The 12,591-nt window shown below is 42.4% G+C and carries 12 protein-coding genes and 1 pseudogene; 4 read left to right on the top strand and 9 right to left on the bottom strand.

The genetic code is table 11. The features are described from left to right. Window positions 1–21: 21 nt before the first annotated feature. A complete protein-coding gene (locus IP485_RS12055; RefSeq protein ID WP_198327411.1) occupies window positions 22–408 on the bottom strand; it encodes an ectoine synthase in 387 nt (128 codons plus the stop codon). Window positions 409–532: 124 nt separating this feature from the next. Here IP485_RS12055 and IP485_RS12050 point away from each other — a divergent pair, with 124 nt between their 5' ends. Then, window positions 533–1,396, top strand: a complete 864-nt coding sequence (locus IP485_RS12050) for a LysR family transcriptional regulator (protein WP_198327410.1) — start codon at window positions 533–535, stop codon at window positions 1,394–1,396. Window positions 1,397–1,607: 211 nt separating this feature from the next. Here IP485_RS12050 and IP485_RS12045 read toward each other — a convergent pair. Beyond that, a pseudogene (locus tag IP485_RS12045) lies at window positions 1,608–1,844 on the bottom strand (allantoinase); the annotation flags it as partial. A gap of 258 nt (window positions 1,845–2,102) precedes the next feature. Between IP485_RS12045 and IP485_RS12040 the strand changes: the two are divergent. Further along, entirely contained in the window at window positions 2,103–2,843 is a 741-nt protein-coding gene (locus tag IP485_RS12040; protein WP_198327408.1) for an SDR family oxidoreductase, read from the top strand. Window positions 2,844–2,954: 111 nt separating this feature from the next. Here IP485_RS12040 and IP485_RS12035 read toward each other — a convergent pair whose 3' ends face one another. Then, window positions 2,955–3,584: a superoxide dismutase gene (locus IP485_RS12035; RefSeq protein ID WP_198327407.1), complete on the bottom strand. Its 630-nt coding sequence runs from the start codon at window positions 3,582–3,584 to the stop codon at window positions 2,955–2,957. A 539-nt stretch (window positions 3,585–4,123) separates the two neighbouring features. On the opposite strand from IP485_RS12035, the gene rdgB reads away from it, so the two are divergent. Both rdgB and tig read left to right on the top strand, forming a co-directional pair. Then, window positions 4,124–4,786 (top strand): RdgB/HAM1 family non-canonical purine NTP pyrophosphatase, encoded by a 663-nt coding sequence (rdgB, locus tag IP485_RS12030; RefSeq protein WP_227686534.1) that lies wholly within the window; start codon window positions 4,124–4,126, stop codon window positions 4,784–4,786. Between the two features lie 613 nt (window positions 4,787–5,399). Continuing rightward, on the top strand, window positions 5,400–6,743 hold the full coding sequence (gene tig, locus IP485_RS12025; RefSeq protein ID WP_194365243.1) for a trigger factor: 1,344 nt from the start codon (window positions 5,400–5,402) through the stop codon (window positions 6,741–6,743). Window positions 6,744–6,886: 143 nt separating this feature from the next. Here tig and IP485_RS12020 read toward each other — a convergent pair whose 3' ends face one another. The 6 genes from IP485_RS12020 to ureA form a co-directional block, all read right to left on the bottom strand. Beyond that, window positions 6,887–7,645, bottom strand: coding sequence for a HupE/UreJ family protein (locus IP485_RS12020; RefSeq protein WP_198327406.1), 759 nt, complete (start codon window positions 7,643–7,645; stop codon window positions 6,887–6,889). Window positions 7,646–7,716: 71 nt separating this feature from the next. Beyond that, window positions 7,717–8,388: an urease accessory protein UreG gene (gene ureG, locus IP485_RS12015; protein ID WP_198327405.1), complete on the bottom strand. Its 672-nt coding sequence runs from the start codon at window positions 8,386–8,388 to the stop codon at window positions 7,717–7,719. A gap of 57 nt (window positions 8,389–8,445) precedes the next feature. Continuing rightward, window positions 8,446–9,219 (bottom strand): urease accessory protein UreF, encoded by a 774-nt coding sequence (locus IP485_RS12010; RefSeq protein WP_198327404.1) that lies wholly within the window; start codon window positions 9,217–9,219, stop codon window positions 8,446–8,448. Then, the gene (gene ureE, locus IP485_RS12005) at window positions 9,219–9,902 is read right to left on the bottom strand and encodes an urease accessory protein UreE (protein ID WP_227686533.1); all 684 of its coding nucleotides are present in this window, start codon (window positions 9,900–9,902) and stop codon (window positions 9,219–9,221) included. The genes IP485_RS12010 and ureE overlap by 1 nt, the downstream gene beginning before the upstream one ends. Window positions 9,903–10,006: 104 nt before the next feature. Then, window positions 10,007–12,190 carry an urease subunit alpha gene (gene ureC, locus IP485_RS12000; RefSeq protein ID WP_198327403.1) on the bottom strand — a complete coding sequence of 728 codons (2,184 nt, stop codon included), beginning with the start codon at window positions 12,188–12,190 and terminating at the stop codon, window positions 10,007–10,009. Between the two features lie 35 nt (window positions 12,191–12,225). Continuing rightward, entirely contained in the window at window positions 12,226–12,528 is a 303-nt protein-coding gene (ureA, locus tag IP485_RS11995) for an urease subunit gamma (protein WP_198327402.1), read from the bottom strand. Window positions 12,529–12,591: the final 63 nt, after the last annotated feature.

Genomic DNA, 12,591 nt, shown 5'->3' with positions numbered 1-12,591 from the left:
CGCCCCTTTTTTGCTATTTAGTTAGTAGCTTGATGATCCATCTGCAGATAGTGAGTGCTTCTCTGTACCTGTGAGTGGCGGATTAAATACTGAAACCAAAATAAGATCCTGCTCTTCATCAGCTCTCAAAAAATGTTTGTCATGCTTGTCTAAAACATAAATAACACCTTCACTAATTTTATGGACATTACCTTTCATGTCTTCAATTTCGCCTTGTCCAGCAATGCAATAACATGCCTCTAGATGGTTTCTATATTCAAGTACAGATTCAGATCCTTTATTAACTTTGGTATGGCAAACTGTGAATCCCATACCATCTGTTTCAGTCAAAAGGCGATGGCTAGTTCCATTTCCCCAATGAACAAAAAAATCAGTGTTTTCAATATCTTTAAGCGCTTTAGTAAACATTTTTCTTACTCCGTTGATGTGACTGTTTGATTTCCTTTAGGTTAATCATCTGTTAAGTTACTAACAAGTCAGAAAAAATTCGCCTATTGTTAGAAAAACTAACATCTAAAATTAAGGTTCTAAAATGAAATTGCCACTTACTGCTATCTACTATTTTGACTCTGTGGCTAGAAACCTCAGCTATACAAAGGCTGCACAGGAGTTGTGTATAACTCATTCGGCAGTCATAGCACAGGTAAAAAAATTAGAAGATTGGTTGGAAGTTGCTCTAGTTAAAAGAAAAAATAACACGCTTGTTTTAACTGAAAAGGGATTGTGGTTGGCTGCCTCACTTGATAAATCAATGGTAAATATCCGAAATTCAGTTTCAGCTATAAGGCAAAATAATACGATAACAATTAAAACCATACCGTCTTTAGCCTCTGACTTTCTACTGCCTCACTTAAATGATTTAAAAAGTGCATTTCCAACTATTAATTTTAATATTAACTATGTTGGCTATGAAGAAACCTTTGTTGATTTAGTATTAGACTTTTGCGATAGAGAGCTTGAAGAAGACGAGGAGCTATTATTTTATGGTGAAACAATTCCTGTTTGTGGTGAGGGATATAAAAAATTAATTGGCGAATTTAACATTAAAAAAGCGAATAAATATGAATACCTTCACGACTGTGATTCACAAGCATGGAATAATTGGTTTAATATTTATACAGAGCAGTCTCGCGATTTGGCACATTTAGATAAAAGCTCTATTTTTGGTGATTTTAATTTAATGCGTACAGCCGCAATCAATAATAGTGGTATTGCTCTCTGCCCTAAGAGCTTGATAAAAAATGATTTAAAATCAAATAAGCTAATTCAGTTATCTGATAAAGGTGGAAACTTAGAAAGAAAGTACTTCATTAAAGCAGTAAACCCTGACAACCCAAGGATTGACAGGGTAAAAGAATTTTTAATTAAGCTCGCTTTAACTAATGAATATGCTTAGAAATATTATTAATCGGTTATTTAAAGCAAGGTGTGTACTAAATTAAGCCACATAACTCTTATTTATTCGTATAGTTTTTAGAATACTGACGAACTTGAACTTTGGTTAAGATATTTACCAAAATATTGAAATAAAAATTTATTTAACTTTTTTATTCTTTAGCTAAAAACAGCTGCTTGAGATAGCTTTCTTATCCAGATTTCTGGCTAATCTATTTTTTATACGAGTATGTTTTAAGCCAGTGCTCGACAATCTGCTTGCATGAGGCAAACCAAACCTGCTCGTGTGAGCTGGTGTATTCTAAAAACCATGCTAGTGCTTTAATTCGCCCGGGGCGACCGATTGAGCGGCAATGCAGACCTATCGACATCATTTTTGGTGTGTTTTCACCTAGTAGATCGCCTTCTTCGTATAGCGTATCAAACGCGTTTTTTAAATAATTATAAAAAAAAGGATGCCTCTCAGCGTCCTTTTTCTCATCCAAACCCTCAATAGCTAAAGAATACTTTTCAACACCAACATCCTCATCTTTATACTTTACATCTGCGTAGACACAATGGATAAGCTTATCCTAAAATAAATATACGTAACCGCTCTACTCATTGTCTTTGCACACTGGTAACGTCTATATCGTTAGTTAAAAATTATCAGTCAAAGCGCCATATAGGTGTGCTGATATTCATCTACAATAATAAAGAGAATAATAATGACAACACTAAAAAATAAAGTCGCGATTGTAACCGGTTCATCAAAAGGCATCGGCGCACAGATAGCTATATTACTAGCAGCAGCAGGTGCCAAAACAATTATTAACTATGCAAACGATGACGCAGCAGCCAATGATATCGTAAACCAAATTAAATCGGCAGGCGGTGAAGCTATCGCTGTGCAAGCAGATGTTAGTGATACTGAGCAAGTCGCCACGCTGTTCGACACCACCATCAGTGAATTTGGCAAACCAGACATTTTGGTCAATAGCGCAGGTATGATGATTAATAAACCTATCGCAGAAACTACTGATGAGGACTTTGATCGTACCTTTGCCGTGAATGTAAAAGGCACGTTTAATACGCTACGTGAGGCAGCGACCAAACTCAATGATGGTGGCCGTATTGTTAACCTCTCAAGCACCACCACTCGCATGATGCTACCCACTTATGGTACTTATTGCGCGACTAAAGGCGCAGTAGAGCAGCTGACCAGAGTCTTTTCTAAAGAAGTTGGGGCACGCAATATCACCGTCAATGCCGTATCGCCTGGACCAACAGATACCGAATTGTTCAATCAAGGTAAAACAGACGAAGCGGTTGAAAAACTCGCCAGCATGTCAGCCTTTAACCGTATTGGTGAACCAATTGACATCGCGCGCGTGGTGGCATTTTTGGTAAGTGAAGAAGCAGCGTGGGTCACAGGACAAAATATCGGTGCAAACGGTGGTGTGGCTTAATCGCGTTATTGTATTGACGGTATGTATATTAATACCTAAAACAAAACGACCAAACAAAAAAAGGACACCTCGCGGTGTCCTTTTTTCAATCAAATACTTAGCTGTTGAATATTATTCTTCAACGCCAGCGTCTTGACCTTTATATTTTGCATTTGCGTAGTCCCAGTTCACTAGCTTGTCTAGGAACGTATCTACGTAGTCAGGACGACGGTTACGATAGTCGATATAGTACGCATGTTCCCACACATCACAAGTCAATACAGCGATTTGGTCATGTGCAAGTGGGGTATCAGCGTTAGCAGTTTTAGCGATAGACAGTTTGCCACCGACTTTATCAGCGACTAACCATGCCCAACCTGAACCGAATTGAGTCAATGCTGCGTTTTTGAACTCTTCACGGAACTTGTCATAGCTACCGAAATCTTCTTCGATTTTAGCTTTTAGATCGCCAGTAGGTTCGCCGCCGCCGTTTGTTGGCGTCATGCAGTTCCAGTAGAACGTGTGGTTCCATACTTGAGCTGCTTGGTTGAACATACCTTGTTTGCTGTCATCTTTAGCAGTCGCTAGGATGATTTCTGGCAACGTTTTGTCTTCTAGACCAGAACCAGGTAGCAAATCGTTAAGCTTGGTCACATACGCATTATGATGCTTGTCATGATGATACTCTAGCGTCTCGGCACTGATATGTGGCTCTAGTGCGTCTTTTGCATATGGTAGTTCTGGCAATGTAATGTTTGACATAGTTATTTTATCCTTGCTGTTTAGCCGTTAGTTTATAAAACTTCTTATAGAGATTGAATCTTACGCTATTTTTACACCGTAAAAAACACTATAAAATAGCGGACTAAATTGGCTGAGTTTATTGTTTGAAATGAATGGTATTGCTTGATACACGGTACTGCTCAATACAATATCACGTATTATTATGAATCCAAAATGAACCTAACGGTTACTACCTGCTATTATTCTTTGCTTAAAAGCCAAGTGTTTGACTTCATGAGCATTTATTAATTAAATATTCAAAAGTTACAGGATATAACTCGCTGTAGCTTGGTTTGCATTATAGCAACAATGACCAAAAGTATCAGTTACCAAATGTTATAGACCGTACAATCAGTATAGCCATTGGCTATGTATTAGCGGATTGTGCAACCTATCTCAAAAAGATAAATGACAAGTCAAATATGACTGGTAAATGCGTTTATATCAACAGTAAAAGAATGCTAAAAGGCAAAATTAGATTAACCAGACTCTACGTAATTATTTAATGGAAAGACACTATGATCAACACAAGCACCATCGACACTCCTCTACACGCGACTCAACCAACGCCAAATACCCAATGGGTGCTCGCCAGTAATAATAAAGGCAAGCTGGCTGAGTTTAAACGGCTATTTGCTGAGGCAAATCTGGATGTGACGATCATCCCGCAAGGTCAGCTCGATATCGAAGAAGCCATCGAGGATGGTTTAAGCTTTGTAGAAAACGCCATTATCAAAGCGCGTCATGCCAGCCGTATCAGTGGACTGCCTGCTATCGCTGACGACTCAGGACTGTGTGTGCCCGCACTCGGTAACGCACCGGGGATTTACTCTGCTCGCTATGCTGGTGAGCATGGTAATGATAGTAAAAACAACGCCAAGCTAATCGCTGACTTACAGCCTATCCGAGAAGCGAAGCCAGATACTTCTGTTAAAGGTATGTTTGTTTGCGTACTGGCGATGGTGCGTCATGCTGATGACCCGTTACCGATTATCGCTCAAGGATTATGGCATGGCGAGATTTCAGAGACAGCGCATGGTGATGGTGGTTTCGGCTATGATCCATTGTTTTGGTTACCTGACTTACAAGCCAGTGCGGCCAGCTTGAGCGCTGCTGATAAAAACAGCATTAGTCATCGCGGTCAGGCCATTCAGCAGCTATTGGCGCAACTGCCTTTATAAGCAACTATAGTCAAGTCTATATAAATTAGCTACATCGTCATCCTCGCTAAGCATACTAATGTATAACTTGCACTCGGTTTCCTTGTATCGAAATTATATTGAACTGACTATAATATAAATCGGCTTGTATCGTATTTGGTCTGCTTTAAACCAATACGGTTAGACCCTATATAGTTAAGCTCAACACCGCATCAATCACATAAGCATGAATGATAGATGAAGTGCAACTAACGCGGCAATTTTTGAGCGAACAAGCGGCAAACAGATAATTTTTACTTTAATAATCAGATAGATTATACTGTTCTACTTTTAAAAATTTTGTCGAAAACCGTTATTTGTCTGTATAATTCACCAAAAAGCGTTATTATGCGGTGCATTAACGGTTTATTATTGATATTTGATAGCATTTACAACCTCAGCAGTTTTATATTTTGTGCTGGCAGCGATTGCTACTGACACTGATATGGACGTTGCGGGCTATCATTATCCCCTATTTATTCCAACGGCAATCCGTTGTACACGCCCGTATTTTGAGGCTCGGTTTGTCTATTACCATTTAATCCTAAGTACTGCTTAATTTTAAGTACTATCTAATCCTAAAGGTGTAATTAACATGGCTACAGATTTACAAGTCACAACCAACAAGCTATCTAACAAAGAAACCCAATTGACAGTTAAAGTACCTGTCGAAAAAATTCAAAACAAAGTCGAAGGCCGTATTCGCCAAGTTGCGAAAACTGCCAAGATTGACGGTTTCCGTAAAGGTAACGTCCCTATGTCACACATCCGCTCTCAGTACGGTGCTGGCATTCAACAAGAAGTTATCAACGATGTGATCCGTGATACCGTTTTTGAAGCGATCAAATCTGAAGACATCCGCGCTGTTGGCATGCCTAACATCGACGACGTAAAACTTGAAGATGATTTCTTGGTTTATCAAGCGACTGTTGAAATCTTCCCAGAAGTAGATGTACAAGGTATCGATGAGATCGAAGTTGAGCGTCATACTGCTAAGGTTGATGAAGCTGACGTTGACACCATGATCGAAAACCTACAAAAGCAACGTGAAGAATTCGTTGAGAAAAAAGGCATGGCTGCGAAAGACAACCAAGTGACTTTTGACTTTGAAGGCTCTATCGACGGCGAAAAATTCGAAGGCGGCTCTGCTGAAGACTTCAAACTGGTTATCGGTAGCAACCAAATGATTCCTGGCTTTGAAGCTGGTATCAAAGGCATGAAAGCTGGCGACGAAAAAGTTATCGAAGTAACTTTCCCAGAAGATTACCAAGCTGAAAACTTAGCAGGTAAAGAAGCTCAGTTCAAAATCAACGTAAAACTGGTTGAAAAATCTAAGCTACCTGAAATCGACGATGCGTTCCTTGAGCTATTTGGCGTAAAAGAAGGCGGCGTGGAAAAACTAAAAGACGACGTACGCAAAAACATGGAACGCGAAATCAAAAACGCTGCGCGTAGCCAAGTTAAGCAAGCAACTTTTGATGCATTGCTAGAAAAGAACGAGTTTGACGTACCAAACGCTATGCTAGAGCAAGAAATCGAGCGTCAACGCAACATGATGATGCAACGTTTTTCTCAGCAGTTCGGTGCCAATGCTGATAGCTTCGATAAAGACATGCTACCAAATGAGCTATTTGAAGAGCAAGCGCTACGTGCTGCCCGTCTTGGCATCATCGTTGCTCGTGTTATCGATACCAAAGGCTTAGAAGTAGATCAAGCACGCGTTGAGACGTTCATCAAAGAAGCGGCTGAAAACTATGAAGATCCAGCAGAAGTGATCGAGTACTACACCACTGATAAGCAACAACGCGCTAACATTGAGTCTGTTGTCCTAGAAGACCAAGTAGTTGATTATCTAATCGAGCAAGGTAAAGTAACTGACAAAGAAGTTAGCTACCAAGACTTGCTAGCTGCTCAGCAACAACAGCAGCAAGGCATGTAGTCTAAACTGAGCACTATCTGTTTTAGTTAGTTAGATAGCGCTCATGTTCTTAGCTCATAAAAATACGGCCCTAATCATTGATTGGGGCCGTATTTTTATGGGTAAATATAAATAGCAGTTTAGGTCAAAATAGTAATAAAATCCTAGGTTAAAACAGGAATGAACACTACCCCTAAACCTAGCATAACCAACCCACGTTGGAACCAGAAATGACCACCCAAACGCTGTTGCAACTGCTGATTAATCACCATACCAACCGCATAGAGTCCTAACATAGACACCATCATACCGGCATAAAAACCTAACTGACCTGATACACCGATCTGTGCTGGCAATTCTATCGCATGCGCCATACCATGAAATACTGCCAAGCCGCCAAAAGTCATGCTCAGTAATGGTACGTCACTTGTAGTTGCCGTGCTCGCTACTGACGTATTTAATGATGCAGCTTTTTTTCCGCGCCATTGACCCATTAACACAAATGCCAATACCGCCACTGATAATAGTATCGCCATCTCGACCATGCCAGCGGCCGAACCAAACGCAGCCCCACCTACCAAAGCACCGACTGTGGCTAAGACCGCACCCAATGATAGCCCTCCTGCCAATGACATCATACCCAAGCGCTGCTTTTGTAATCCATAAAACAACATGCCCATACCAACTGCCAAAAACAAATGATCAAAGCCTGTCAGTGGGTGCATCAACCCTGCTTGCAAGGCTCCTAACAGCGATGACGTGTGCGCAGTCGTTGAATGGATATGTCCTGCATGTGCCTGCGCCAATGACGGTAGCATCAATGAGGTCATCATCACCGTTGAGCCACCCACTATATTACGAGCGGATAGAGCCTGTGAAAAATGCGTTTTGATTGTCGTTTTTGTCTTGGTAGAGGCTGTCATGGGAGTGCTCCTTAATATTCATAATTTGGTTGTTCATAGCTTGTAAGTCATAGTTCGCGAGCTTCTATTAACTAAGCAAGCATGCCCTGCTCTTTGATAAAGGCGATAATTTCATTCAGTCCATCACCTGTTTTCATGTTGCTAAAGATAAAAGGTTTGTCACCGCGCATTTTTTTGGCATCTCTTGCCATGACTTCTAGCGAAGCCCCTACCATGGGTGCTAGATCAGTCTTATTAATAATCAATAGATCAGACTTGGTAATTCCCGGCCCACCTTTACGAGGTATCTTATCGCCTGCTGAAACATCAATAACGTATAGGGTCAAATCAGACAGTTCTGGGCTAAACGTCGCTGCCAAATTATCACCACCTGATTCGATGATAATCATCTCTAAATCTTCAAAAGTTGCTTGCAGCTCGGCAATAGCAGTCAGATTAATAGACGCATCTTCGCGGATAGCCGTATGCGGACAGCCACCTGTTTCTACGCCACGAATACGCTCAGCAGGCATGGCGTCATTACGGGTCAAAAACTCTGAGTCTTCTTTGGTATAGATATCATTGGTCACGACTGCCATATTGACCGTGTCGCGCATGTTTTGGCACAAACGCAACGTCAATGCGGTCTTACCACTACCAACAGGCCCACCAATGCCAAGGCGTAGGCACGATAATCCAGATGATGATAAATGGGTAGGATTAGCCTCTTGCGAGGTTTGTGGTTTGAGCGGAGTTAGAGACATATTAAATTCCTAAAACAGTTTGTATATTAATAAGTATAAATAGAAATAAGGGTGTAGTTATGAGCGAAACAATCGACTGTACTGCTCCTCATGCATGCTTGAGAGAATAGCCAGATTGGGTAAATTATTAGATATATTAAGCATCTCATAGAGGTCTTGGCATAGTTGCTGACAGTCTTGCTCTTTAAGCGAATCTGACGATGCCATTAATGTATCAAAAGCATGCTGTATGTTAGTGCTAACGGCATCAACCTGAGCTGCTAACTCACTTTGCAACTGCCACAGGATACGCTGGCCTGCCATCTGTCCTAACGGTACTGTCTTAACCGCAGCCAATACCATGTTCTCTAGTTGGGCGAAGCCATACGTGGTCATTGATTGTGCCAATGGTAGCTGCCAATGCTGTGCAATATGAGCAAAAAGTGGCAAGTATCCGTCTTCAGGTATCTCAGCAGGTATACCAAGGCTCAGCACTTCATTGAGCCAAGATACCATTGCTTGAGCCAGTTGCTGAGACTCAAGCACAAACTCTTTACTCTCTAAACTGGCATGATAATCGTGTGCTAGATTTGCGGCTAGCGCATCATTACCTTGACCAAGTGCGAGCATTATTAGCCCTAATACTGGCAACTCATAGCCGATAACAGCAAGCACTAAATAATCCTGCATAAATACCAGCGTACTGGCTTCATCAGAGATTACGCCTGACTCAATCGCTGACTCAACACCTTGCGAATAGGTATAGCTACCGATAGGTAAGTTGCTCGATGCCAGCATCAGCAGCCGACCAAGTTGGTCTGGCTGAGTAGACTGAGCACTGGTATCTACCATCACTTTGGCTGTCCTACAATCTCATCATGATGGCTGTGGCTGTGGTGATGTCCGTGATGATGGCTATGGCTATTTTCATGTTTGTGTTCATGGCTATCTGATGCGCCATGCGTATTGCCATGTATGTCGCTGTGCGAATGGCTATGTGAGTCACTACTTGAATGCGCATGTGAGTGAGAGTGACCATGTGAATGCCCTTGCCCCGACTGATAGGCCCCGGTTTCAGGTTCAAACGGTACCGAAGCATCTTCAACCCGCAATCCAAGACGCTCTAACATTTGAGCAAGCACATGGTCGTTTTCAAAATATAGCGCGTACTCCGCATCACCGTGGTCAAAACTTTGGTCAAACATCAGTGGCACATGTCGATTACCTAAATGATATGCGCCTTTCATCAACGCAAAAACATCATCAGCGGTAACTTTGGTGACGACCTGCGACTTGGCAATGACTTGTATTAGCTCACCTGCCTCATTGATTAGCACATCATCACCTTTGAGAGTACCTGTCCGAGGTAAGTCAATACCGACACTCTCACCTGCAACCGTAGTGGCTTTAAATCGAGAATGCTGGCGGGTATCAAAATCTAACAGTAGATAGTCATTGGTTTGGTGCTGTTTTGCTAATTGTATTTTTTGAGCGTCATTTGGGGCATTTAAACGGGTATTAAATATCTTCATCATTATTATACTCTGGCTGTTGTTGCTCAAACTTTTAAGGCGTAAAACTCACAATATTTAGAATAATAAAATACTTGGAATAACAAAGTGTTTAGCATAAAAAATACTTAGAATAAAAAGTAACGCTGCGCCATAGGCAATATATCGGCAGGTTCACAGGTTAGCATTTCACCATCGGCACGTACTTCATAAGTCTCAGGATTGATATCCATATCAGGGCAGTAGCTATTAAAGCGCATGTCGCTTTTGCGAATTTTACGGATACCGTGTACTGGTTGAATAACTTTGGTCAATCCAAGTTGTTTATCCACTTGTTTATCGATGGCCACTTGCGACATAAAAGTAATGCTGGTTTGAGCAATCGATTTCGGATACGTGGCAAACATAGGACGATAATGAACTGGCTGCGGGGTGGGAATAGAGGCATTAATATCGCCCATCGGCACAGCAGCGATAAGGCCACCTTTGATGATGCATTCAGGCTTTACCCCAAAAAATTTGGGCGACCATAACACCATATCGGCCCATTTCCCCACTTCGATAGAGCCAACCATATCGCTGATACCATGAGTAATCGCAGGATTGATGGTGTATTTTGCGATGTAACGTTTGATACGAAAGTTATCGTTGTCCGCGCTTTGGTCGTAGTCCGTCAGCGTGATGAACTGCTGCTCATCTTCTATGGTTGCTGTTGCATCAGGCGCAAGATGTCCGCGTTGCACTTTCATTTTGTGCGCGGTTTGCCACGTACGTATAACCACTTCACCTACCCGCCCCATGGCTTGCGAGTCACTACTCATCATCGAAATCGCACCCAAATCATGCAAGATATCTTCTGCGGCAATGGTTTCTTGGCGAATACGACTTTCAGCAAAGGCGACATCTTCTGCAATAGCAGGGCTTAGGTGATGACAGACCATGAGCATATCGAGATGCTCGTCAATGGTATTGACGGTATATGGGCGCGTTGGATTGGTAGATGATGGCAAAACATGCGACTCGCCAATTGCCTTTAGAATATCAGGGGCATGACCACCGCCTGCGCCTTCGGTATGGAAGGTGTGAATACAGCGATTCTTGAACGCTGCTAGCGTACTTTCAAGATAGCCACTTTCATTCAAAGTATCAGTATGAATGGCTACTTGCACATCATACTCTTCAGCGACACTCAAACAGTTATCGATGGCTTGCGCCGTCGTGCCCCAATCTTCATGTAGCTTTAGCCCTACGGCACCTGCTTTTATTTGCTCGGCAATAGGTTCTGGTACACTCACATTTCCTTTGCCCAGTAATCCGATATTCATAGGAATACTGTCGGTAGACTTTAGCATTGAGGCAATATGATAAGCCCCTGGCGTACAGGTGGTGGCAAGCGTACCTTGTGCAGGTCCTGTACCGCCACCAAGCATCGTTGTGACCCCTGACATGAGCGCTGTCTCACACTGCTGGGGCGCGATGAAGTGAATATGACTATCGACACCGCCTGCTGTTAGTATTTTACCTTCGCCAGAAATTATTTCGGTAGCACCACCGATCGCAATATCGATGGCAGGTTGTATATCAGGATTTCCGGCTTTACCAATGCCGCTAATGCGACCGTCTTTGATACCGATATCAGCTTTGTAGATGCCCGTATAATCCATGACCAAAGCATTAGTAATGACCGTGTCGGCAACGTCGGCACCCAGTAGTTGCCCTTGACCCATACCATCACGAATGACTTTACCGCCACCGAATTTAACTTCTTCACCTTTTATCTCGGTAGGTTTGCTAGCCTGCTCACCATTTTGCGACGTATTTGCTTGATCGATATCCTGATAACTGGTCAAGTCAGCCTCAACCTGTAGCCACAATTCCGTGTCGGCTAGGCGAACCTTGTCACCTGTCGTCGGGCCAAAATGCTCAGCATAAATATGCCGACTGACTTTCTTCTGCGAGGTAACTAGCGGATTTTTATTATCAGTATTGTCTAATGCTGTGTCTGAGCTAGCGGCACCCATCACACGCCCAGCAAAGCCATATACTTCCTGCTTGCCAGCATAAGCGACCAGTTCCACTTCACGTGACTGCCCCGGCTCAAAGCGTACCGCCGTACCAGGGATAATATTCAGGCGATAACCACGCGTCTGCTCTCTCTCGAAGCTCAAGGCATCGTTGACTTCGTAAAAGTGATAATGCGAGCCGATTTGGATAGGTCTATCACCAGTATTGCTAACACTAATGGTCTGTACCTGTCGCCCTTGGTTTAAGATGATATCGCCATCTTGAATATGGTATTCGCCTGCTTGCATAAGAGTCGCCTTATTTTATAGTTATCATTTCAGTGCTACACGATGGGATTATGTACCGTAACCAGCTTAGTACCATCAGGGAACGTCGCCTCGATTTGCACTTCATCCACCATCTCTGCCACACCATCCATCACATCATCAACAGACAGATAGGTAGCGCCTTCACTCATTAATTCGGCAACTCTTTTGCCATCTCTTGCGCCTTCCATCAGTAGCATGCTGATATAAGCGATGGCTTCGGGATAGTTCAGTTTTACACCTCGGTTTTTGCGGCGTTCAGCCACCATGCCAGCCGTGAATAGCATGAGCTTGTCTTTTTCTGTCGGGGTCAAATGCATGGAACTTCCTTATTTTATTTATAATATTCTGTATCACAGAGTAGCGTACTTCAAACGTTTAAT

Origin of the sequence: Psychrobacter sp. NG27, from assembly GCF_016106655.1 — a bacterium.
Taxonomy (GTDB): domain Bacteria; phylum Pseudomonadota; class Gammaproteobacteria; order Pseudomonadales; family Moraxellaceae; genus Psychrobacter.
The sequence above is the reverse complement of the archived record's forward strand: the minus strand, read 5'-3'. Positions and strand labels throughout refer to the sequence as shown.